The sequence below is a fragment of the Morganella psychrotolerans genome (assembly GCF_001676155.1).
Taxonomy (GTDB): domain Bacteria; phylum Pseudomonadota; class Gammaproteobacteria; order Enterobacterales; family Enterobacteriaceae; genus Morganella; species Morganella psychrotolerans.
The window spans coordinates 1,592,104-1,614,886 of record NZ_LZEW01000001.1 but is presented as its reverse complement, the minus strand read 5'-3'; the positions used below and the strand labels follow the sequence as shown (position 1 = coordinate 1,614,886).

Here is a 22,783-nt window from a genome sequence, read left to right as displayed (position 1 = left end):
TTAAATGCGTATAGTGTCAAAAAAAAGAATAATGACCGCCGGTTTTCTGATCCTTGTGATCGCCGGCGGTTTCTGGTTTTTTACCCGTGAAGATGCGCCGGTCAGATACATGACCACTCAGGTGCAGCGCGGCACGTTAGAAAAAAAAGTTATGGCAACCGGCAAGCTGGATGCATTGCAGAAGGTGGATGTCGGTGCGCAGGTCAACGGACAGTTGCAGACCCTCAATGTGAAAGAGGGGGATGTTGTTAAGAAAGGTGAATTGCTGGCGGTAATTGATCCCGTCAAAGCACAGAACGTGGTGATTGAGGCGGAGCAGACGGTCAATGAAGTCAATGCACAACTGAGACAGGCAAAAGCGGAATATGCTTTTGCACAGGCAACCTATAACCGGCGTCTGGCACTGGCAAAAACACAGGTTATTTCAAAGCAGGATGTGGATGAAGCCAGGCGCAATATGGATGTTCAGTACGCTGCAATCGACACTTATAAAGCGCAGGTCGCCCGCAATCAGGCAACACTGAATACCGCGCGTAATGATTTGCAGTATACCAATATCCGTGCGCCAATGGACGGCGTGGTTACTGAGCTGAAAACCCTTCAGGGGCAGACGGTGATCGCGATGCAGGAAGCGCCGACTATTTTATCACTGGCAAACCTCGATACCATGCTGGTAAATGCAGAAGTCTCTGAAGCGGATGTGGTGTATCTGAAAACCGGGCAAAAAGCCACGTTCAGCGTGCTGGGTGCGCCGGATAAATCGTTCAGCGGCACCATTACCGATATCCTGCCTAAACCACAGAAAATCAATGACGCTATTTTTTATTATGCCCGCTTTGAAGTTCCTAATCCGCAGCATATTCTGAAGCTGGACATGACCGCACAAGTTACTATCGCGCTGGAAAACCGTGAAAATGTACTGAAAATCCCGCTGGCGGCACTCGGCAAAGATATCTCCGCGACAGAGTATGAGGTTGAAGTGCTGGTTGATGGTCAGCCACAAACCCGTCAGGTGACACTCGGCGCCCGTAATGATGTGGAAGCGGAGGTAACTAAAGGGCTGACAGAGCAGGATCAGGTTATCACCGGTATTGATGACGGCGGGTCGGAATAATTCATGAGTACGCTATTAGAACTGCGGAATATTTTCCGCCGTTATCCGTCCGGTGACAGCAGTGTCACGGTACTGGATGATGTTTCCCTGACGATCAACACCGGTGAAATGGTGGCGATTATCGGGCAGTCCGGCTCGGGTAAATCCACGCTGATGAATATTCTCGGCTGCCTGGATACGCCGAGTGACGGGCAGTATTATGTTGCGGGAAAAAATACCGCCGAACTGAGCGGGGATGAACTGGCGGCACTGCGCCGTGAGCATTTCGGCTTTATCTTCCAGCGCTATCACCTGTTATCTCACCTCAGTGCTGAGCAAAATGTGGAAATGCCGGCCGTGTATGCCGGGCTGAGTGCCCGTGAGCGGCGCACGCGTGCCGCAGAGCTGTTACAGAGACTCGGGTTGGGTGACCGGCTGATTTATCGTCCCGGACAGCTAATCAGGCGGACAGCAGCAGCGCGTCAGTATTGCCCGTGCGCTGATGAACGGCGGGGAGGTTATCCTCGCCGATGAACCCACCGGCGCACTCGACAGCCAGTCGGGCAAAGAAGTGATGGCTATTCTGCGCCAGCTCTGTGACCGGGGGCATACGGTCATTATTGTCACCCACGACCCGCTGATAGCCGCACAGGCGGCAAGAATTATTGAGATTAAAGACGGACATATTCTCAGCGACAGCGGATCAGTAATAAATCCCGCCGCAAAAAACCTGAATGCAAAACCACCGCACAAAAGCAGTGCGGTCAGCCGGTTCTTCGGGCGCTTTAATGAAGCGTTGCTGATGGCGTGGCGGGCGATGGTTGTGAACAAAATGCGCACATTGCTTACCATGCTGGGTATTATTATCGGCATAGCTTCGGTTGTAACAATCCTGGTGATTGGTGATGCTGCCAAAGCGCTGGTGCTGTCAGACATCAAATCCATCGGAACCAATACCATTTTTGTCTATCCCGGGAAAGATTTCGGCAGTGATCCGGGTCAGGATCAGCAATCCCTCAAAGCCGCAGATGTGGATGTTATCCGCCGCCAGCCCTATGTCTATGCTGCATCAGCAGAAATTGAGAATGGTGCGCGCCTGCGCCGGGGGAATCTGGATTCTGCCGCAAGGGTGACGGGGATCGGACCTGACTTTTTTACTGTTTATGATATGCGCTTTGGTGAAGGTCGCGCATTTTCACCTGATATGTATGAGCGCCGCTCGCAGGTGGTTATCATTGATATGAATACCAAACGCAAACTGTTTCCGCATCAGAAAAATGTGATTGGTGAAACGCTGCTTGCGGGGAATATGCCCGCAACCATTGTCGGGGTCGTGGCTGATCGTAAGTCCATGTTTGGTAACTCCAAAACCTTACAGGTCTGGATGCCGTACACCACGCTGACCAGCCGCCTGATGCAGCGCAGTTATCTTGATATGATCTCAGTGCGTATCCGCGACGGCTACAACACCAAAAATGCGGAAGAGCAACTGGTCCGCCTGATGACACTGCGTCACGGTAAACAGGATACCTTTACCTATAATCTGGACAGCATTGTGAAAACCGTGGATAAAACCACGACCACCATGCAGCTCTTTCTGACGCTGGTAGCGGTGATTTCGCTGGTTGTCGGCGGGATAGGTGTGATGAATATTATGCTGGTCAGTGTCACGGAGCGCACGCGTGAAATCGGGATACGCATGGCAGTTGGTGCGCGGGCGGGTGATGTTATGCAGCAGTTTCTGATTGAGGCGGTATTGGTCTGCCTGATGGGCGGGGCAATCGGGCTGGGATTATCTTACTCCATTGCGTTTGCCGCCAAAGTGGCACTGCCGGACTGGGAATTTGTCTTCCGTCCGCTGGCGATTATCAGTGCCGTGCTGTGCTCTACCGCCATCGGCATCGTGTTTGGCTTTTTACCGGCACGAAATGCGGCAAAACTGGACCCGATAGACGCACTGGCGCGCGAATAGCTGCGCAGTATCAGAAAAACCACAGAATACGTCGCGCAATGACGATTGACATGAGCGCGGCGTTCCGGCACATTCAAATATACCCTTATTCATTCAAACTGCAGGTTCGTTGGCTGCGCTCAGACAGCCGGGTCACATACTGATGTATGCTCCCCGTCTATCTTCCCTTGCCGCCTGCCTGCATCTTGAATGACGTTGGGTATATACCCTTGCTTATTCAAACTGCAGGTTCGTTGGCTGCACTCAGCTAGCCGGGTCACATACTGATGTATGCCCCCGTCTATCTTCCCTTGCCGCCTGCCTGCATCCTGAATGACGTTGGGTATAGATCGTCTGTGCTGTTACGCAGAAGTATCATCATCTTCAGCAACCGGGGTAATCACACTGACGTGAAGACCTTTCGGTCCCGGTGTGGTGTCATAATTCACTTTCTGACCGGCCTTCAGCGTGCGGTAGCCATCCATCTGTATTGTCGAGTAGTGAACAAAAATATCATCACCGCCCCCTGAGGGACAGACAAACCCGAAACCCTTGGCGTTGTTGAACCACTTAACAGTACCCGTTTCCATACTGTTATAACCCTCATCTGTCAAACGATTGAAAAATGCTGCACAATGCACAATATGATCCATAATACCCATTGATGCGGTATTAATGGTAAGTGGATTCACTAATAATATTGTACATTATTTATACTCTATTGAATTTAACGGTAACGTCAAGTCTTTGTTAGCGGCGGTATCAATATGCGCAATAGGCGTACGTTTTTATAACTGGAATAACAATGAGTCACTATCAATCAGAATCACAAACGGATGTCACGCTCAGGGAGAAAGAGCTGCAAAAGGTACAGCCACCGGCGATGTATCAGGTGGTGTTAAATAATGATGACTATACCCCTATGGACTTTGTGGTTGAAGTTTTGCAAAAATTCTTCTCTTATAATGTAGACCGCGCCACGCAGATCATGCTGGACATCCATTATCAGGGAAAAGGGATTTGCGGGGTATTCACTGCGGAAATAGCAGAGATGAAAGCATTGCTTGTTAATACCTATGCGAAAGATAACGATCATCCGTTATTGTGTACGTCAGAGAAGGTGTAAAGACACAATTTATTTCTCAAAATGGAGGTGCTTATGCTCAATCAAGAATTAGAGCTTAGTCTGAATATCGCCTTTGCCAAAGCAAGGGACGCCCGGCATGAATTTATGACCGTAGAGCACCTGCTGCTGGCATTATTAGGTAACAAATCAGCCCGCGAGGCACTGGAAGCCTGCCGCGTGAACCTGGCCGTCCTGCGCCAGGAACTTGAGCATTTCATTGAACAAACCACGCCGCTGCTGCCGGAAGGGGATGAGCGCGAAACCCAGCCGACGCTGAGTTTTCAGCGTGTTTTGCAGCGGGCTGTTTTTCATGTTCAGTCATCCGGGCGCAATGAAGTTAATGGCGCCAATGTTCTGGTCGCGATATTCAGTGAACAGGAGTCCCAGGGCGCCTATCTGCTGAGAAAACATGATGTAAGCCGTCTGGACATTGTGAATTTCATTTCCCACGGCACCGCCAAAGGTGAAGAAGATAACGAGCCCGGACCGTCATTTGACGGCTCTGCACAATCTCAGAGCGAAGAGAGCAGTGGCGGTGAGGATAATCTGGATAATTTCACTGCCAATCTTAATGAGCTTGCGCGCAAAGGACAGATTGACCCGCTGATTGGCCGTCAGGCTGAACTGGAGCGCACTATTCAGGTATTGTGCCGCCGCCGTAAAAATAACCCGCTGTTTGTCGGGGAATCCGGGGTCGGTAAAACAGCCATTGCGGAAGGTCTGGCGTGGCGTATTGAGCAAAATGATGTGCCGGAGGTTATCAGCGGTTATACCATTTACTCGCTGGATATCGGCTCACTGCTGGCGGGCACCAAATACCGTGGTGATTTTGAAAAGCGGTTTAAAGCCCTGCTTAAAGAGCTGGAAAAGAATGACAAAAGCATCCTGTTTATCGATGAAATTCACACCATCATCGGCGCGGGTGCCGCGTCCGGCGGGCAGGTGGATGCCGCAAATCTGATCAAACCGTTGTTATCCGGCGGGAAAATCAGAGTAATAGGCTCCACGACCTATCAGGAATTCAGCAATATCTTTGATAAAGATAAAGCGCTGACCCGTCGTTTCCAGAAAATCGATATACAGGAACCGACTGCGGATGAAACCGTGCGGATTATCAACGGGCTGAAATCGAAATACGAAGAGCACCATGATGTCCGTTACACGGCGAAAGCGGTTCAGGCGGCAGTTGATCTGTCGGTGAAATATATCACTGACCGTCATCTTCCGGACAAAGCCATTGATGTAATTGATGAGGCGGGTGCCCGTACACGCCTGATGCCGCAAAGCCGTCGCAAGAAAACCATCGGTGTCGGTGAAATTGAAGCGATTGTGGCGCGTATTGCCCGTATTCCGGAAAAAACCGTTTCCAGCAGTGATAAAGATCTTCTGCGCCAGCTCGACAGCCGCCTGAAAATGCTGGTCTTCGGGCAGGATGAAGCTGTTGATGCACTTGCGGAGTCCATCAAAATGAGCCGGGCGGGTCTGGGCAGTGAACAGAAACCTATCGGGGCATTTTTGCTGGCGGGGCCGACAGGTGTCGGTAAAACCGAAGTGACGGTTCAGTTATCAAAAGCCATGGGCGTTAAGCTGCTGCGCTTTGATATGTCCGAATATATGGAGCGTCACACTGTCAGTCGTCTGATTGGTGCGCCTCCGGGCTATGTTGGTTTTGATCAGGGCGGGTTGCTGACTGACTCGGTTATCAAACATCCGCATTCAGTCGTGTTGCTTGATGAAATCGAAAAAGCGCACCCGGATGTCTTTAACCTGTTATTGCAGGTGATGGACAACGGGACACTGACCGACAACAACGGGCGCAAAGCAGATTTCCGCAATGTCATCCTCGTAATGACCACCAACGCCGGTGTGCGTGAAACCCAGCGTAAATCCATCGGGTTTACCGAGCAGGACAACAGCACTGACGCAATGGCGGAAATTAAACGGGTATTCACACCGGAGTTCCGTAACCGTCTTGACGGCATTATCTGGTTTAACGCGCTGTCCAAGCCGGTGATTGCTCAGGTGGTGGATAAGTTTATTGTTGAGTTGCAGGCACAGCTGGATGCGAAAGGCGTTTCGATTGAAGTCTCAGCCCGCGCACGTAGCTGGCTTGCAGATAAAGGGTATGATCCTGCTATGGGCGCACGTCCGATGGCGCGTCTGATTCAGGATAAACTGAAAAAGCCGCTGGCGAACGAACTCTTGTTTGGTGAGCTGGTCAGCGGCGGGTCAGTGATTATCGATCTGGATACGAAGAAAGACGATCTGACATACCGCTTCAGTGCACAGAAAGAACGTTCCGGCGATCCGGTAGCCTGACAGACGGACAGCAGCAATAAAAATGATCACCACAGGACGCGCACAATTCAGTGCGTTGCCTGTGGTGTCTTTTTATGAGGCGTGGTCTGCAGGGATACTAGCGGCTACGGAAGATGATACGGCCTTTGGTCAGGTCATATGGGGTCAGTTCTACTGTAACCTTGTCGCCTGTCAGGATGCGGATATAGTTTTTACGCATTTTCCCGGAGATATGTGCAGTTACAACGTGTCCGTTTTCGAGTTCCACCCGGAACATTGTGTTCGGCAGTGTATCTAACACGGTGCCTTGCATTTCAATATTATCTTCTTTGGCCATCTAATCCTCTAATGTTAATAACCAGTATTTCTAAACGGCAAGATAATGCCGAAAAACCGGGATTATGTAAAGGAATGATATTTTTTAAGCACTGCTTTTAAGATGCAAAACAGGCGAAATCCTATCATTTCCTGTGTAAAGTCTGTGGCTGCCAGCATTCTTGTGGTAAATGCATGTCACGCCGCTGATAAAGCTGCCGGATAAATTCACGGCGCTCAATTTCACAGGCACCGAAAGATTTGGTGTAATCATTCAGTACCTGGCAATCAAATAACGTGCCGCCATAGCCGGTAAAATGGGCAAAAAATGTCATAAACGCAATTTTTGATCCGTTACTGACACGGCTGAACATTGACTCGCCACAAAAGACAGATCCGACATTCAGACCATACAGCCCGCCGACCAGCGCGCTATCATCCCACACTTCGACAGAATGAGCACGTCCTGCCTGATGCAGCCGGTTATAGGCAGCGACAATATCAGGCCCTATCCAGGTCCCCTCATCCCGCACGGTACAAGCGCTGATGACCTGATCGAACGCCTGATTCAGTGTCACCCGGTAAGGATGTTTTTTCAGAATTTTTCGCAGAGAACGGCTGACATGCAGATCTGCCGGGAACAATACTGCCCGCGGATCGGGTGACCACCACAGTACCGGCTCATCCGGAGAGTACCAGGGAAAGATACCTTCTCTGTATGCCAGCAGCAGCCGGGCGGGGGAGAGATCCCCGCCGGTTGCCAGCAATCCGTCCGGGTCTGTCAGCGCACCGCTTACCGGCGGAAAAACAAGCTGATCATCCTCTAACTGATAAAATGGCATCAGATTGCTCCGGTGACAGCCGGAAGACGGTTCACAAACTGATAATAACGCCCTCTGCGCGCCAGCAGCGCGTCGTGGGTACCTTGTTCGGCTATTTGCCCGTCATCCATCACGCAGAGCGTGTCCATGTGTTCCAGGCCCTGTAATCGGTGGGTGATGATTAACATCGTCCGGTTACGTCCGACGTCCCGCAATAAGGCGAGGATATGTTGTTCGGTATCGGCATCCAGTCCTTCAGTCGGTTCATCCAGCAGCAGGAACGGCGCATTATGCAGCAATGCACGGGCAATCCCCAGACGGCGTTGCTCGCCGCCGGACAACTGACGCCCGCCTTCACCCAGCCAGCCGTTCAGTCCCTGATCATTGTCCAGCAGATTATCCAGCCCGACCTGCGACAGTACCGCATTCAGTTGTGTGTCTGTTGCCTGCATATCGCCGATATGCAGATTTGCCCGCAGCGTATTATTGAACACATGAATACGTTGCGGTACGACTGCCATCAGTGAGCGCAGGGTATGTTCATCATAGTCTGCAATATGCTTATCATTGATAAGAATTTTGCCCTCAGAGACATCCCAGGCGCGGGTAATCAGCTGTAACAATGTGGATTTTCCGCAGCCGGTTTTTCCCAGCAGCGCAATATGTTCACCTGCGCGCAGTGTCAGGGAGACATCCTGTAACACCGGTAACGGTTGTCCCGGATAGGTAAATCCGACGCCGCTGAGTGTCACACTGACTTTCTCTGCGCCCGCCGGTCCGTTGTCCGGGAAGGTAACTTCCGGTTTGGTATCCACAATCTGCGATACCCGCTCAGCCGAGGTCATCACCTGACCCAGATGCTGGAATGCCACCGCAACCGGACCGAGCGCTTCAAACGCCGCAAGGGCACAGAAGACAAACAGCGCGATAATGGCGCCGCTTTCGCGGTACGGCCACTGAATACCGGAGGCAAGCCACAGCATCAGCGCAACGGCACATCCGGTGGCTAAAATAATAATCGCCTGCGACATCCCGGTAAGACCTGCCTGGCGCTGTTGCTGTATCAGCCAGCGCTGTTCAATTTCTGCAAGCTGGTCACGGAAACGGTACTGCGCACCAAAAACAGTCAGCTCTGCCTGGCCCTGTAAGGCGCTGGTAAGCAGGGTGCGGTATTGCGCTCTCAGTGTGGTCAGCTGAATACCGATCGGCTTTCCGGCACGGTAAAACACCACCGGCAGCGCAAACAGCAGGAAGGTCATAAACCCGCCCAGCACATAGGCAAGATTTTGATCAAGAAATCCGAGCCCGAATGTCAGAACAGCAATGACCACCAGAGCGGAGACTATCGGCGAAATGACGCGCAGATAGAGGTGATCGAGCGTTTCCACATCGCCGACCAGCCGGTTGAGCAGTTCGCCCTGACGGAAACGGGCTATTCCGCCCGGTGTCAGCGGCAGAATTTTTTCAAAGGCAAACACACGCAGATGTTTGAGTACGCGGAACGTCGCGCTGTGACTGACCAGCCGCTCGGCATAGCGTCCTGCGGTACGGGAAATCGCGGCACCGCGCACACCGGCTGCCGGTAACATGTAGTTGAAAAAGGTAATACCCGGGATACCGGCGATGGCGGTACCCGCCAGGAACCAGCCGGAGAGTGTCAGCAGTCCGATACTGGCAAGCAGCGTGGCAATTGCCAGCACAATGCCGAGAGACAACAGAAACCAGTGGCGGCGGTAAAGGGCTAAATACGGCAGCAAAACACGCATAATTACAGATCCCCCGTCCGGTGTGACAGCAACTGTGCAAAGGTGCCCTGTTGCTGTTGCAGGGAGGCATAGGTTCCCTGCTCAATAATCAATCCTTTTTCCATCACCCAGATCTCATCGTAATCGCGCGTTTCTTCCAGCAGGTGAGTGACCAGCAGTGTGCTCTGACGGCGGGCGGCATCATTCAGAGCGCTCATCACCCGCTCTTCACTGTGTGCATCCAGGCTGGCTGATGGTTCATCGAGCAGCAGCAGATGGCACGGATTAAGCAGGGCGCGTGCAACCGCAATACGCTGCGCTTGTCCGACAGACAGCCGTGCGGCGCTGTCACCGACGACCGTATCAACACCCTCTGGCAGCAAATGGATAAAATCGCTGACATAGGCTTTTTCCATCACCGCCTCAATATCTGCGGGTGATGCTGACGGGCGACCAAGGCTGATATTATCCAGGATAGTCTGTTCCGGCAGATGCGGGTTTTGCCCGACCCAGCTGAGCTGCGCGCGCCAGCTTTCCGGTAAAATATCCCGCAGTTCCTGCTGATTGATTTTTATGCTGCCGTCATAAGGCAGAAAACCCAGCAGCAGATTAAGCAGGGAGCTTTTCCCCGCGCCGCTCTGTCCGACCAGCGCGATACGCTGCCCGGCATTCAGGGTGAAATTGAGGGGACCGGCCAGTTTTTCCCCTGACGGGGCATAAATAATCAAATCTGTTGCGGTAACGGCAATCTGTTCCGCCGGTATCAACGGCACAGTGCGCGGCGCATCTTCCGGTTCACCGCCGGCGCTCAGCAGCGTCACCAGGGATTCTGCCGCGCCGACAGCCTGGGCTTTGGCGTGATAATAGGTGCCGAGGTCACGCAGGGGCTGGAAAAACTCAGGCGCTAAAATCAGGGCGATAAACCCGGCAAACAGGGTTACCGGAACACCGTAACTGCCGAAATTCAATTCGCCGAGGTAGGAGAAACCGAAATAAACGGCAACCACCGCAATTGAAATGGCAGCAAAAAATTCGAGAACAGCGGAGGAGAGAAATGCCATGCGCAGCACTTCCATCGTGCGCGAACGGAAATCTTCGGTTGCGCTGTCAATCTGTTTAACTTCCTCGCGTCCGCGATGGAAGAAGCGGATAGTTTCCAGCCCGCGCAGGCGATCGAGAAAATCCCCGCTCAGGCGGCTCAGCGCCTGAAAGTTACGGCGGTTGGCATCAGCCGCACCCAATCCGACCAGCGCCATAAAGACCGGGATAAGTGGTGCTGTAATCAGCAGGATAAGCGCTGCCACCCAGTTGATCGGGAAGAGTGTTATCAGGATAAGCAGGGGGATTGTTGCTGACAGGGTCATTTGCGGCAGATAACGCGAATAGTACTCCTGCATATCATCAATCTGTTCAAGAATTATGGTTGCCCAGCTTCCGGCTGGCTTGCCTTTCACCCGCACCGGTCCGAGCTGCTCCAGCTTATCCAGTACCGTCCGGCGGATATCGCGGCGCACCAGTTGCCCGCAGATAAAACCGACCCGTTCACGGATAGCCGCGACAATGGCACGGACAACAAATAATGCGATCAGGATAGCAAAGGGAGTGAGCAATTGTTCACGCGGAACATGCTCCATAATGAGTGACTGAAGGAGGATCGCGAGACACCATGCCTGAGCGATAATCAGTAAGCCGCTGAATACGCCCAGCAGCATAGAGAGACGTAACCATTTCCGTGCAGGAGCCGCCTGTAATTTTAACCAGCGGATGAGTTCTGACTGTCTTGATTTATCCATTTTGTCTGTATGCAGGTGATAAGTAAAACAAAGGCTGAAATCAGCAGGGTAATGTCATGGTACACGAAAAGGCGCTACAGATATAGCGCCTTGAAAAAACAGGATTATTTGTCAGCGAGGCTGTCAATAAACCGCTCTGCATCCAGTGCTGCCATGCAACCGGTTCCCGCAGAGGTAATCGCCTGACGGTAGATATGATCCATCACATCACCGGCGGCAAAAATACCGGCGACAGAGGTTTGGGTTGCGTTGCCATGAGTACCGGACTCAACACGGATATAGCCGTTTTCAAGATCCAGCTGACCATCAAAAATCGCCGTATTCGGGCTGTGACCAATCGCGATAAAGCAGCCCATAACAGTCAGATCTTCTGCCGCACCGGTTCCGGTATCACGCAGACGAACCCCGGTTACACCGGAATTATCACCCAAAACCTCGTCCAGGGTGCGATCAGTGTGAAGAACGATATTGCCGTTTTTCACTTTATCCATCAGACGGTTGATCAGAATTTTCTCTGCGCGGAAGCTGTCCCGGCGGTGAATCAGATGCACTTCTGAGGCAATATTGGAGAGATAAAGCGCTTCTTCAACAGCGGTATTTCCGCCGCCGACAACGGCAACTTTTTGATTACGATAGAAAAAACCGTCACAGGTCGCACAGGCGGAGACACCACGACCTTTGAAGGCTTCTTCGGACGGCAGACCGATATAACGGGCAGATGCGCCTGTGGCGATGATTAACGCGTCACAGGTATAGGTTACGCTGTCGCCCCGCAGGGTAAACGGACGCTGACTGAAATCAACAGAGTTGATATAATCGTTGATAATTTCAGTTTCAAATTTTTCTGCGTGCGCCTGCATGCGCTCCATCAGACCCGGTCCGGTTAAACCTTCCGGGTCACCCGGCCAGTTTTCCACCTCAGTGGTGGTGGTCAGCTGACCACCGACTTCCACACCGGTGATAAGTACCGGGTTTAAATTGGCACGCGCCGCATAAACGGCGGCGGTATAACCGGCAGGGCCGGAACCCAGAATAATTAACTTACTGTGTCTGGTCGCGCTCATGAACACCTCATTAACAGAATGGCAAAAAAGCATGCACAAGATTGTAGGAGAAACGGGAAGGTAAAAAAAGCAATAAAGAAGGAATAAGAATAACAGAGCACAAAATTGAAACTGTCCGCAAATGAGTCGCTATTTAGGGGATTGTACGCGAAAGTAATTATTCAGAAGATTCCTAAGTTGTTTGAATATCACACCAAAAGCACGTCCTGTTTGTCAGCGAAACGTTTTTCTGTAATTTTAATCGACAGGTTGTTCTGATTTTTGTTCATTTGCTTTGACAATCGGCTGCGCATTTGCGAAAACATCTATGTAAGAGATTTTTATCCGTCAGGTTAATCCATATTATTACACTGATGATGTGTTTGTACTGATGACGAAGCATGGTAATTTCTGTTTACGACTATAAAGTAATAATAATCTGAATGTCCTGGTAGCTGGCGCCAGCTGCGCATTTTTCATAATTAGATATGCAAAGACTTGGCCTGAGAGCATATTTTCCGGTTCTGATTTTGTTAGTCAGGTAAGGGAAGTGTTATGGGTGTAGGAAAATAGTAAAATAAGAGAGATAACGAGATGATTGATAACAAAAAGCGTCCGGGTAAAGATCTTGACAGAATTGACAGGAATATTCTGAACGAATTGCAGAAAGATGGCCGTATTTCTAACGTCGAACTTTCCAAGCGTGTGGGTTTATCACCTACTCCGTGTCTGGAACGTGTCCGCCGTTTAGAGCGTCAGGGATTTATCACCGGCTATACCGCGCTGCTGAATCCGCATTACTTAGATGCGTCCCTGCTGGTCTTCGTGGAAATCACCCTCAACCGTGGTGCGCCGGATGTGTTTGAACAGTTCAACACCGCCGTGCAGAAACTGGAAGAGATTCAGGAGTGCCATCTGGTATCCGGTGATTTCGATTACCTGCTCAAAACACGTGTGCCGGACATGTCCGCTTATCGTAAACTTCTGGGTGAAACGCTTCTGCGTCTGCCCGGTGTTAACGATACCCGCACATATGTTGTGATGGAAGAGGTCAAACAAAGTAACCGTCTGGTCATTAAGACGCGTTAATTTGTTTCCTGTGTCATGTGCAAAACGGGATAAAATTAGGTACACTCCTGTTTATGCATACAGTTTCAACGCTGAGCTATACTCAGCGTTGTTCCGTTTTACTGACAGGGAAACCGGACCTTGCGGGCCGGAATGGACATGAGCCAGGAATATACAGAAGACAAACACATCAAATTTAAAAAAATCAGCAGTGGCCGCTGGCTGCTGGAAGCCGTTCTGATTGTCACCGGGCTGTGCGCCGTCTTTTTGCTGGTCGCTCTCTTATCTTTCAGTCCGTCAGACCCGAGCTGGTCACAAACCACCTGGCATGAGCCGGTGCAAAACCTTGCCGGCAGTATCGGGGCATGGTTCGCTGATATTCTTTTTTCCGCCTTTGGCATTTTAGCCTACACGGTTCCCCCGCTGATGGTTCTGGGGTGCTGGTCGGCTTTTCGCAGTAACGAAAACAAAGACTACGTTGATTTCTTTTCACTTTCGATGCGTATCATCGGGGGTCTTGCTTTAATTCTCTCCTCCTGCGCCCTGGCGTCCCTGAATGTGGACGACATGAAAAACTTCGCGGCAGGCGGGGTTATCGGCAGCTTATTCAGCACGGCGCTGGTGCCGTGGTTTAATGCGCTGGGCGCAACACTTGCTTTGCTGTGTCTGTGGTCTGTCGGACTGATGCTGCTGACCGGCTGGTCGTGGGTCACCATCGCTGAAAAGCTGGGGGCTGCGGTGCTCTCTCCCGTCACCTTTATCACCAACCGATCCCGCGAGCGCTATGAGGATGATTACGGTACGCATGAAGATGACGATGCTTATGATGACGATACTTATAATGATGAGTATGACGATGATATTGATGAAGCTGACGACGATATCCCTGATGCGTCCCGCCGTGAATTACCATCAGCCGGAACGCCTGAGCTGACAGGTGCGGCTGCATCTGTCTCACAAAGCAGTGCACAGGAACAGACGTATTACGACCGTGATATTGCAGATGAAGACGATGTTCTGCTTTTTGCACCGACTGCCGCCGAACTGGCGTGTTCTGCACCGGCTGATGCACTGACAATTCCTGTTCAGGCAGTACCGGTACTGACGAATGCTATCGCAGATATCGAAGATATAGCACCGGCAGAACCTGAACCGGAAACCCCGGTACACTATCATTTTGACGTGCCGGATGCGTACCGGACAACACTGGATCTCAATGCGCCGATCTCGCTTCCGGAAGTTGAACCGAAAGTTGAGCCGGAACCTGAGCCGGTGAGTTCGTCATGGCATCAGCCTGCGGATACGTCGGCTTACAGCCATTTTGCGGACAACGGGCGTACAGAGCCGGTCTTTACATTTGATCTTCCGGAACCGTCAGATGACGATAATCGCGGGATGTATAATACAGCGGCAATTGCTGCCGCCACTGCCGCTGTCTCCGGTTTTACGCAGGTAAAACAGGGGATTGGTCCCGAATTACCCCGTCCGAATCCGGTGCGTATTCCGACCCGCCGCGAGCTTTATGGTATCCGTATTCCGTCTCAGCGTGAGGCGGAGATGGATCGCCTGCGTCAGGAACAGGATGAATTTGTGCAGCAGCATCAGGGTGAAGATGCTCAGGAACACACTCAGGCAGATGAAGATGATGCGTTACAGGCGCGTTTACATGAAGAATTTATGGCTCAGCAGCGCACCCGCTATGGTGATGAAGATGAAACGCCTGCTGTAGCAGCACCGGTGCATCCGTCACCGGAGAGTGCGTCCGGGGTATCTTCCGCCTTTATACCGGTTCCCTCTGCTTATCAGGCGCCGGTCAGCCACCATTCGTTTGCGGCAACCTCATCTGTGCCGGATAGCCACACATTACAGGCGGCGGAAGAACAGGCTGAAGAAAACGAACAAAATGAGCAGGAAGCGCAGCGTCTTCAGGATGAATTCCTGTCGATGCAGCAGCAGCGCTACAGTGGTCAGGCAAATGCTATTTTATCTGATCTGGCGCAGCTGAAAGCACTTTCACCGGTAGATGATCTGATTAATTCAGAACCGGCAGAGCCGTTGTTTATCCCGACCCCGGTGATTGTTCCTGCCGCAGAACCGGCACCGGTTTATCCGTCGTATAGCGCACCGCAGCCTGTTCAACCTGCAGTTGTCAGTCCGCCGGTCACTGACTATGTGCCGGACACGCCGCAGACACAATTACAAAAACAGATGGAAGAGAGTCTGTTCCATCCGTTCCTGGTGCGTAATGACCAGCCGCTGCCGAAATCAACCACGCCAATGCCGTCACTGGATTTACTGGCATCCCCGCCTGATTCATTCGAGCCGGTGGATGAATTCGCGATGGAGCAAACCGCCCGTCTGATTGAAGCGCGGCTGAATGATTTCCGTATCAAAGCGCAGGTTGTCGGTTATGAACCGGGTCCGGTTATTACCCGTTTTGAGCTGGATCTGGCTCCGGGTGTGAAAGCTTCGCGTATTTCTAACCTGTCGCGTGACCTTGCCCGTTCACTGTCCACTGAGGCGGTGCGTGTGGTGGAGGTGATTCCGGGCAAGCCGTATGTCGGGCTTGAACTGCCGAATGAAAAACGTGAAACCGTTTACCTGCGGGAAGTGCTGGACTGCGACGAATTCCGTGATACACCGTCGCCGCTCTCCATCGTCCTGGGCAAAGATATCTCCGGTCAGCCGGTTGTGGCTGATCTTGGTAAAATGCCGCACTTACTGGTTGCCGGTACAACAGGCTCCGGTAAATCAGTCGGCGTCAACGCCATGATCATCAGTATTTTATATAAAGCGAAACCGGAAGATGTCCGCTTTATTATGATTGACCCGAAAATGCTGGAACTCTCTGTTTATGAAGGTATTCCGCATCTGCTGACCCAGGTCGTGACGGACATGAAAGATGCAGCCAATGCCCTGAACTGGTGTGTGGCAGAGATGGAACGGCGCTATAAACTGATGTCTGCATTAGGGGTGCGTAACCTTGCCGGTTACAACGAAAAAGTGCTAATGGCAGAATCCATGGGACGCCCGATTCCGGACCCGCACTGGAAGCCGACAGACAGCATGGAAATCACCCATCCGGTACTGAAAAAAGAGCCGTACATTGTGGTGATGGTGGATGAATTCGCAGACCTGATGATGACCGCCGGGAAAAAAGTGGAAGAACACATTGCCCGCCTGGCACAGAAAGCGCGTGCCGCAGGTATTCATCTGGTGCTGGCAACACAGCGTCCGTCTGTGGATGTGATTACCGGGCTTATCAAAGCCAATATCCCGACGCGAATTGCATTTACGGTTTCCAGTAAAATTGACTCGCGGACCATTCTTGACCAGAGCGGCGCGGAATCATTACTGGGTAACGGGGACATGCTCTACCTGCCGCAGGGCGCGAATGCACCGCTGCGGGTACATGGTGCGTTTGTCCGTGACCAGGAAGTGCATGCGGTGGTTAATGACTGGAAAGCCCGCGGACGCCCTGAATATATCGATAATATTACCCGCGGGGGAGACGACAGCGAGGGCGGCGGAGCAGACAGTGATGAAGATCTGGATCCGTTGTTTGACCAGGCGGTACAATTTGTCACAGAAAAACGCCGTGTTTCTATTTCCGGCGTGCAGCGTCAGTTCCGTATCGGGTATAATCGCGCGGCACGAATTGTCGAACAGATGGAAGCGCAGTCGATTGTCAGTGAACCGGGCCATAACGGAAACCGGGAAGTCCTGGCACCACCGCCGAACAGTTTTTAATAAGCATGCCGCCGGAACAAAACCGGCGGCAGCTGATTACCCAAACGCATCATCAGGAATACACACATGAAAAAGGTGTTTATCACAACCTGCCTGCTGGCAGGATTACCAGTCAGTGCGGCACATGCCGATACCCGCAGTGATCTTCAGACGCGTTTAGGAAAAGTGAACAGTTTTCATGCGAATTTTTCGCAGAAAGTCACTGATGCAGATGGTGCGCTTGTTCAGGAAGGTACCGGCGACCTGTGGGTAAAACGCCCGAACCTGTTTAACTGGCAGATGAGCCCGCCGGATGAGAGTGTGCTGGTTTCTGACGGTAAAACGCTGTGGTTTTATAACCCGTTTGTCGAGCAGGCGACTGCCACCCGGCTCAAAGATGCCACACAGAATACCCCGTTTATGCTGATCACCCGCAATGACCCGTCAGACTGGCAGCAATACATGGTAAGTCAGCGTGGCGACAGTTTTGAACTGAAGCCGAAAGTAAATAACGGCAATCTGAAAGTGTTTACTATCACCGTAACTCCGGAAGGCACCATTCAGCAGTTTGCCGCCGTTGAGCAGGATGGTCAGAAAAGTACCTATCAGCTCAAAGGTCAGCAGAGTACAGACGTGAATATGAGTAAATTCACCTTTACACTGCCGGAGGGAGTTACACTGGACGATCAGCGTCAATAATGAGGCGTCAGTGACTAACTTCTCTCTCGATTTTTCCAAAAATGACTATCAGCCTCTGGCCGCCAGAATGCGGCCGGAGACGCTGGAACAGTACATAGGACAAACACACCTGCTGGCGGAGGGAAAACCTCTGCCCCGCGCTATCCGCGCCGGACAACTTCATTCCATGATCCTGTGGGGACCACCCGGCACCGGCAAAACGACGCTGGCAGAAGTGATTGGTCATTATGCAGATGCAGATATTGAACGCCTTTCGGCGGTAACGTCCGGCGTGAAAGAGATCCGCGAAGCCATCGAACGTGCGCGTCAGAACCGCAATCTGGGACGGCGCACCATTTTATTTGTGGATGAGGTTCACCGCTTTAATAAAAGCCAGCAGGATGCGTTTCTGCCTCATATTGAAGACGGAACCGTTACCTTTATTGGTGCCACCACCGAAAACCCCTCGTTTGAACTCAATTCTGCGCTGTTGTCCCGCGCCCGCGTTTATCTGCTTAAATCCCTGACACCGGAAGATATCGAAAGCGTTCTGATTCAGGCGCTGAATGATTCTGAGCGTGGTCTTGGCGGGCAAAATATTATTCTGCCGGACGAAACGCGGACACTGCTCGCGGAACTGGTCAGCGGGGATGCCCGCCGTTCGCTCAATGTGCTGGAAATGATGGCAGATATGGCGGAGGTCAGTGCTGATGGTAAGCGCATACTGACCACTGAACTTCTGAAAGAAGTCAGCGGTGAGCGTAGTGCGCGTTTTGATAAAAACGGTGATCGCTATTACGATCTTATCTCCGCACTGCATAAATCCGTACGTGGCTCAGCGCCGGATGCGGCACTTTACTGGTATGCGCGGATTATTACCGCCGGTGGCGATCCGCTCTATGTGGCGCGGCGTCTGCTGGCTATTGCCTCTGAAGATGTGGGAAATGCTGATCCGCGCGCGATGCAGGTAGCGGTTTCCGCGTGGGACTGCTTTACCCGTGTCGGCCCTGCCGAAGGCGAGCGGGCGATAGCACAGGCGATTGTTTATCTTGCGTGTGCGCCGAAAAGCAATGCCGTTTACAGCGCGTTTAAAGCGGCAATGCGGGATGCAAAAGAGGGGCGCGATTATGATGTGCCTGAGCATCTGCGCAATGCGCCGACAAAACTGATGAAAGAGATGGGGCTGGGCAAAGAGTACCGCTACGCTCATGATGAAACCAATGCTTATGCTGCCGGAGAGGTCTATTTTCCGGCTGAAATGCGGGATACCCGCTACTATTTTCCGGCAAACCGGGGAATGGAAAGTAAAATTGGTGAGAAACTCAGCTGGCTTGCTGAGCAGGATCAAAATAGCCCGATAAAACGCTACCGTTAACGCCACGGTTGCGGTAAGGTATTAATTGTCAAAATGGGTAAATGCTTTAAAACACACAATATGTTCACCGCGGTATTCAGCGGGCGGCAGAGAGTATTAAAGCATTTTATTGTCGCGTTAATAACAACTGCACTAATGAGATTAAATAATTATTTAATCATATTTTATTAGTTGCACTTTAGTTACTAACACTCACGTTAATAACAACAAGCACAGGAATAGCATGCTCGATCCAAATTTACTGCGTAATGAGCTGAACGCGGTTGCCGAAAAGCTGGCTCGCAGGGGTTTTACCCTGGATGTGGACACGCTGCGCACTCTTGAAGAGCGCCGCAAAGTTTTACAAGTTGAGACTGAAACCTTACAGGCTGACCGTAACTCCCGATCGAAGTCCATTGGTGAGGCGAAGGCGCGCGGTGAAGATATTGAATCGCTGCGGCTGGATGTCAATCAGCTGGGGGCAAAGCTGGATGCCGCCAAATCTGAGCTTGATGAAGTGCAGGGCGCGATACGCACTATTTCCCTGAATATCCCGAATATTCCGGATGACGTCGTTCCGATGGGTAAAGATGACAGCGAAAATCTCGAAGTCAGCCGCTGGGGTGAACCTAAGCAGTATGATTTTGAAGTGCGCGATCACGTTGCCCTGGGTGAACTGACGGGCGGGCTGGATTTCCCTGCTGCGGTAAAACTGACCGGCGCACGTTTTGTGGTTATGAAAGGTCAGATTGCCCGCATGCATCGTGCTATTGCTCAGTTTATGCTGGATCTGCATACTGAACAGCACGGCTATCAGGAAATCTATGTGCCGTACCTGGTCAATCAGGACACACTGTACGGAACAGGTCAGCTGCCGAAATTCGCCGGTGATTTATTCCATACCAAGCCACTGGAAGAAGAATCTGAAACCAGCAGCTATGCTCTGATCCCGACAGCGGAAGTCCCGGTGACTAACCTTGTTCGTGATGAGATTCTGGATGAAGCCGACCTGCCGATGCGTATGACTGCTCATACTCCTTGCTTCCGCTCTGAAGCCGGTTCGTATGGTCGTGATACCCGTGGTCTTATCCGTATGCACCAGTTTGATAAAGTTGAGCTGGTTCAGATTGTGCATCCTGAAAAATCGATGGAAGCACTGGAAGAATTAACCGGTCATGCAGAAAAAGTCCTTCAGTTACTGAATCTGCCATACCGCAAAGTCCTGCTTTGCACCGGTGATATCGGCTTTGGCTCCAGTAAGACTTATGACCTGGAAGTCTGGGTGCCGGCACAGAATACGTACCGTGAAATTTCTTCCTGCTCAAACTGCCGTGACTTCCAGTCACGCCGTATGCAGGCACGTTTTCGCAGTAAAGAAGATAAGAAAACGCAGCTGGTTCATACCCTGAATGGCTCGGGTCTGGCAGTTGGCCGTACGCTGGTTGCTATCATGGAAAACTATCAGCAGGCTGATGGCCGTATTGAAGTTCCTGAAGCACTGCGTCCGTACATGAAAGGCCTGACACATATCGGCTGATTGTCCGGTTACGTTATCAGATACATAAAAAAATCCCGCCGGTGAAAACCAGCGGGATTTTTATTATAAACAGATATATTCTGAATAATTACAATGTATTAAACAACCGTCGTGTGGCTTCAAAACTTTCTCTGCGCAGTGACGGGAAATCACCACTCCACAGCGGATTATGCGGCACCATAAATCCGTTACACTCCAGAGTGTGTACGATGAACCGTAATCCCTCTATATCCTGCGCCAGCAGTACAGGTGGCAGCCCGGCAACCGGTTCGGGTAAGAAAAATGTCACAGGAAAATTAGATTGCATATCAGACCCGGGGTTTGTGGCATCCATGCTGTGATGCACAACCTCTGTACCTTTTGTCCGGTTAACCGCTGCATTAATTTGCGGAATAAGTGCGGCAATTCTCGGGGTACTATTACCAAGCTTTGGATCTTCGCGCCCCAGCAGCTCGCGGTGTATCGCTTCTGTTGTTGATCCCCGGCGAAGCAGATAAGGGCGTTTCTCTGCAAAAGCGTCTGCACTGACGTCCGGATTATGCGCAATATCCTGACCGCCGAAATTTTCTGTGCGTGGTGCGACAATCATCAGGTCATAATCGGCGGTTAAAGGCATATTGACGTCAGGGGCACTGAGTACCATGACCGGCATCTCTTTTTTTTGTATTATCTTTTTTTGTATTATAGATAAGAAATTGTCCGTCAGGCTCCGGTTTTGCTGTAAAGGGGTGATGATGTCCGTGGGGTGATACGGCATCCAGCGTTATATGACCTTGTGCATCCGGTTGATGCCGCGTAAGTAATCCCATGGTAACAAGTTCATTTATCCTGCTCTCAGAGAGCCGCAGATGCTGCGTCCCGGCATGTTCCTGTTCAATGCATTGCGCTACTTTTTTATTCATTATCTCCGTTTTATGTTTTTGTCCGCATAATTTGCTGTAAAACTGGTCAACAGGAATAAAACCCGCCATCGGTCCCCAATTTGAACTTTTTCCTTTAATACTGAAATTTTTAGTCGGATAACCGGCGCTGATAAGACCGGTCGCCACCTGTTCAACCGGACGAAAACTGATAACGAGTTGTTCTTTTTCAGCCAATGCCTGTAATGGCTGCAAATGCTCTTCTGCAAGCCCGGTCAGATTTATCACCTGTGCATGCCCCGTTTCAATGCCGGGGATTCCGGGTCGCTGACTCTCTTTTGTGACAGTGTGATTTTCAGTCTGAGGGGAAATCTTGCGGGAGGAAAGGCTTGTGCGGGGAAGTGTATGTGAATTATTTATGCGCATTTTTATTATCCTTTGTCTTAACGGTTGCTCAGGATAAAAAAATAGCAGGAAAAAGAATTTATAAAACAACCACAAACAAAAACAGCACACCGGAGTGTGCTGTTAAAAAAGATTAAGAACTTAATACATTACTTTGTGACCATAGCTTTCGAGGATAGATTTTACTTTTTCCATGGTCTCTTTTGACGGCGGGTTTACACCATCAAGTTTGTATTCTTCATTCATTGCTGTCCACTTATGCTTACCTAATTCGTGGTAAGGCAATAATTCGATCTTCTCAATATTTTTCATATCTTTGGTGAAATCGCCGAGAAGATGTGCGGAATGTTCATCATCAGACCAGCCCGGCACGACAACGTAACGGATCCAGGTTTTCTGATTACGTTCAGCCAGATAACGGGCGAACTGTAATGTGCGGTGGTTGGAAACGCCGACTAAATTCTGGTGAATGCTGTCATCGAGTTGTTTTAAATCCAGCATGACAAGATCAGTCACTTCCATTAATTCGTCGATTACAGGGTCATAACGACGGACAAATCCGTTGGTGTCCAGACAGGTATGGATCCCTTCTTTTTTACAGGCACGGAACCAGTCACGCACAAATTCAGCCTGCAATATTGCTTCACCACCGGATGCGGTTACGCCGCCGCCGGAAGCGTTCATAAAATGACGGTAAGTGGTAGCTTCTTTCATTAACTCGTCAACAGTCACTTCCTGACCACCATGCAAGTCCCAGGTATCGCGGTTATGGCAATACAGGCAGCGCATCAGACAGCCCTGAAAGAAGATGATAAAGCGGATCCCCGGACCATCAACGGTGCCGCAGGATTCGAAAGAGTGAATTCGACCAAGTACAGACATGACAGGATTACTCCAAAACTGACCAGTTATAATAAAGGCCCCGAAACAGAGGGGCCTTTTAGTTTATGTTATTTTAATAAGACAG

General features: G+C 51.0%; 17 protein-coding genes and 1 pseudogene. 9 read left to right on the top strand and 9 right to left on the bottom strand.

Translation table 11 applies throughout. From position 1 onward, the window contains the following. Positions 1-4 precede the first annotated feature (4 nt). Positions 5-1,114 (top strand): macrolide transporter subunit MacA, encoded by a 1,110-nt coding sequence (macA, locus tag AYY16_RS07790; protein ID WP_067364184.1) that lies wholly within the window; start codon positions 5-7, stop codon positions 1,112-1,114. A 3-nt stretch (positions 1,115-1,117) separates the two neighbouring features. After that, positions 1,118-3,065: pseudogene (gene macB / locus AYY16_RS07785) on the top strand (macrolide ABC transporter ATP-binding protein/permease MacB). 341 nt (positions 3,066-3,406) lie between these two features. On the opposite strand, the gene cspD reads toward macB, so the two are convergent. Beyond that, positions 3,407-3,634, bottom strand: a complete 228-nt coding sequence (gene cspD, locus AYY16_RS07780) for a cold shock domain-containing protein CspD (protein ID WP_067364951.1) — start codon at positions 3,632-3,634, stop codon at positions 3,407-3,409. Positions 3,635-3,849: 215 nt separating this feature from the next. Between cspD and clpS the strand changes: the two genes are divergently transcribed. Both clpS and clpA read left to right on the top strand, forming a co-directional pair. Further along, entirely contained in the window at positions 3,850-4,170 is a 321-nt protein-coding gene (gene clpS / locus AYY16_RS07775) for an ATP-dependent Clp protease adapter ClpS (RefSeq protein WP_067364181.1), read from the top strand. Positions 4,171-4,203: 33 nt separating this feature from the next. After that, complete coding sequence (gene clpA / locus AYY16_RS07770; protein WP_067364943.1) at positions 4,204-6,489, top strand: ATP-dependent Clp protease ATP-binding subunit ClpA; 2,286 nt, start codon at positions 4,204-4,206, stop codon at positions 6,487-6,489. 97 nt (positions 6,490-6,586) lie between these two features. Here clpA and infA read toward each other — a convergent pair whose 3' ends face one another. From infA to trxB, 5 genes are all read right to left on the bottom strand, one after another. Beyond that, on the bottom strand, positions 6,587-6,805 hold the full coding sequence (gene infA, locus AYY16_RS07765; protein WP_006813614.1) for a translation initiation factor IF-1: 219 nt from the start codon (positions 6,803-6,805) through the stop codon (positions 6,587-6,589). Positions 6,806-6,929: 124 nt separating this feature from the next. Further along, positions 6,930-7,625 carry a leucyl/phenylalanyl-tRNA--protein transferase gene (gene aat, locus AYY16_RS07760; protein ID WP_067364178.1) on the bottom strand — a complete coding sequence of 232 codons (696 nt, stop codon included), beginning with the start codon at positions 7,623-7,625 and terminating at the stop codon, positions 6,930-6,932. Then, a complete protein-coding gene (cydC, locus tag AYY16_RS07755) occupies positions 7,625-9,370 on the bottom strand; it encodes a heme ABC transporter ATP-binding protein/permease CydC (protein ID WP_067364174.1) in 1,746 nt (581 codons plus the stop codon). Before cydC ends, aat begins: the two co-directional genes overlap by 1 nt. 2 nt (positions 9,371-9,372) lie before the next feature. Then, positions 9,373-11,142 carry a heme ABC transporter permease/ATP-binding protein CydD gene (gene cydD, locus AYY16_RS07750; protein ID WP_067364172.1) on the bottom strand — a complete coding sequence of 590 codons (1,770 nt, stop codon included), beginning with the start codon at positions 11,140-11,142 and terminating at the stop codon, positions 9,373-9,375. 104 nt (positions 11,143-11,246) lie between these two features. Next, entirely contained in the window at positions 11,247-12,206 is a 960-nt protein-coding gene (trxB, locus tag AYY16_RS07745) for a thioredoxin-disulfide reductase (RefSeq protein WP_067364170.1), read from the bottom strand. A 573-nt stretch (positions 12,207-12,779) separates the two neighbouring features. Here trxB and lrp point away from each other — a divergent pair. From lrp to serS, 5 genes are all read left to right on the top strand, one after another. Continuing rightward, positions 12,780-13,274 (top strand): leucine-responsive transcriptional regulator Lrp, encoded by a 495-nt coding sequence (gene lrp / locus AYY16_RS07740; protein ID WP_004235807.1) that lies wholly within the window; start codon positions 12,780-12,782, stop codon positions 13,272-13,274. Positions 13,275-13,406: 132 nt separating this feature from the next. Beyond that, entirely contained in the window at positions 13,407-17,003 is a 3,597-nt protein-coding gene (locus AYY16_RS07735) for a DNA translocase FtsK 4TM domain-containing protein (RefSeq protein WP_396672180.1), read from the top strand. Positions 17,004-17,069: 66 nt separating this feature from the next. Continuing rightward, the gene (gene lolA / locus AYY16_RS07730) at positions 17,070-17,681 is read left to right on the top strand and encodes an outer membrane lipoprotein chaperone LolA (protein ID WP_067364164.1); all 612 of its coding nucleotides are present in this window, start codon (positions 17,070-17,072) and stop codon (positions 17,679-17,681) included. Positions 17,682-17,691: 10 nt separating this feature from the next. Beyond that, positions 17,692-19,035 (top strand): replication-associated recombination protein A, encoded by a 1,344-nt coding sequence (locus AYY16_RS07725; protein ID WP_067364161.1) that lies wholly within the window; start codon positions 17,692-17,694, stop codon positions 19,033-19,035. 223 nt (positions 19,036-19,258) lie between these two features. Then, on the top strand, positions 19,259-20,551 hold the full coding sequence (gene serS, locus AYY16_RS07720) for a serine--tRNA ligase (RefSeq protein ID WP_067364160.1): 1,293 nt from the start codon (positions 19,259-19,261) through the stop codon (positions 20,549-20,551). 88 nt (positions 20,552-20,639) lie between these two features. On the opposite strand, the gene AYY16_RS20995 is transcribed toward serS, so the two are convergent. The 3 genes from AYY16_RS20995 to pflA all read right to left on the bottom strand — a co-directional run bounded on the left by AYY16_RS20995 (position 20,640) and on the right by pflA (position 22,698). Further along, complete coding sequence (locus tag AYY16_RS20995) at positions 20,640-21,194, bottom strand: hypothetical protein (protein ID WP_235846243.1); 555 nt, start codon at positions 21,192-21,194, stop codon at positions 20,640-20,642. Further along, positions 21,175-21,837, bottom strand: a complete 663-nt coding sequence (locus tag AYY16_RS20990) for an anthrax toxin-like adenylyl cyclase domain-containing protein (protein WP_067364155.1) — start codon at positions 21,835-21,837, stop codon at positions 21,175-21,177. Before AYY16_RS20990 ends, AYY16_RS20995 begins: the two co-directional genes overlap by 20 nt. 120 nt (positions 21,838-21,957) lie before the next feature. Further along, on the bottom strand, positions 21,958-22,698 hold the full coding sequence (pflA, locus tag AYY16_RS07705) for a pyruvate formate lyase 1-activating protein (RefSeq protein ID WP_067364152.1): 741 nt from the start codon (positions 22,696-22,698) through the stop codon (positions 21,958-21,960). Positions 22,699-22,783 lie beyond the last annotated feature (85 nt).

Bases quoted from the DNA above. Each gene is read 5' to 3' on its own strand.
- macA (WP_067364184.1), top strand. From the start codon at position 5: ATGCGTATAGTGTCAAAAAAAAGAATAATGACCGCCGGTTTTCTGATC.
- cspD (WP_067364951.1), bottom strand. From the start codon at position 3,634: ATGGAAACGGGTACTGTTAAGTGGTTCAACAACGCCAAGGGTTTCGGG.
- lrp (WP_004235807.1), top strand. From the start codon at position 12,780: ATGATTGATAACAAAAAGCGTCCGGGTAAAGATCTTGACAGAATTGAC.
- clpA (WP_067364943.1), top strand. From the start codon at position 4,204: ATGCTCAATCAAGAATTAGAGCTTAGTCTGAATATCGCCTTTGCCAAA.
- lolA (WP_067364164.1), top strand. From the start codon at position 17,070: ATGAAAAAGGTGTTTATCACAACCTGCCTGCTGGCAGGATTACCAGTC.
- trxB (WP_067364170.1), bottom strand. From the start codon at position 12,206: ATGAGCGCGACCAGACACAGTAAGTTAATTATTCTGGGTTCCGGCCCT.
- AYY16_RS20995 (WP_235846243.1), bottom strand. From the start codon at position 21,194: ATGGTACTCAGTGCCCCTGACGTCAATATGCCTTTAACCGCCGATTAT.
- cydD (WP_067364172.1), bottom strand. From the start codon at position 11,142: ATGGATAAATCAAGACAGTCAGAACTCATCCGCTGGTTAAAATTACAG.
- aat (WP_067364178.1), bottom strand. From the start codon at position 7,625: ATGCCATTTTATCAGTTAGAGGATGATCAGCTTGTTTTTCCGCCGGTA.
- infA (WP_006813614.1), bottom strand. From the start codon at position 6,805: ATGGCCAAAGAAGATAATATTGAAATGCAAGGCACCGTGTTAGATACA.
- serS (WP_067364160.1), top strand. From the start codon at position 19,259: ATGCTCGATCCAAATTTACTGCGTAATGAGCTGAACGCGGTTGCCGAA.
- pflA (WP_067364152.1), bottom strand. From the start codon at position 22,698: ATGTCTGTACTTGGTCGAATTCACTCTTTCGAATCCTGCGGCACCGTT.
- AYY16_RS07735 (WP_396672180.1), top strand. From the start codon at position 13,407: ATGGACATGAGCCAGGAATATACAGAAGACAAACACATCAAATTTAAA.
- clpS (WP_067364181.1), top strand. From the start codon at position 3,850: ATGAGTCACTATCAATCAGAATCACAAACGGATGTCACGCTCAGGGAG.
- cydC (WP_067364174.1), bottom strand. From the start codon at position 9,370: ATGCGTGTTTTGCTGCCGTATTTAGCCCTTTACCGCCGCCACTGGTTT.
- AYY16_RS20990 (WP_067364155.1), bottom strand. From the start codon at position 21,837: ATGCGCATAAATAATTCACATACACTTCCCCGCACAAGCCTTTCCTCC.